Source organism: Streptococcus sp. LYSM12, assembly GCF_004569635.1.
GTDB lineage: Bacteria > Bacillota > Bacilli > Lactobacillales > Streptococcaceae > Streptococcus.
Window position 1 is genome coordinate 1 of sequence record NZ_SPOZ01000087.1, and the last position, 381, is coordinate 381.

The 381-nt window shown below is 75.9% G+C and carries 1 protein-coding gene; it reads right to left on the minus strand.

Translation table 11 applies throughout. The features are described 5' to 3' along the window. A partial coding sequence (locus E4T79_RS10830) for a hypothetical protein (RefSeq protein WP_209304557.1) occupies positions 1 to 381 on the minus strand: 381 nt, incomplete at both ends.

Sequence of the window (381 nt, forward strand, 5' to 3'; positions counted from 1 at the left end):
GTCCACTTCGCCGGCCTGGCTGAGCAGGCCCGACGATCCCACCCAGGCCAGCACTTCGCCCGTGGCGTTGTCGAGCACCACCACGGCGCCGTCCTCGACGTGGCGCCCGTGCAGCTCGCGCAGGTGCTGGTGCAGCGACTGGACGGCCATGCGCTGCAGCGGCGCGCTGAGGCTGGAGCGCACCGTGGCGGGAGCCGGCCCCTCGGTGCGCGCGAGCAGGTAGCGCGCGAAATGCGGCGCATCGCCCTCGCTCGCCGCATAGTCGCGGCGCTGCAGGGCCGCGGCCACGAACAGGTCGAGCGCGTCGCAGTCCTCCGGCCGCGGCGCCTTGCCCCCTGCGCCGCCGCCCTGCGCGGCCGGCCCCGTTCCCATGCTGTGCAG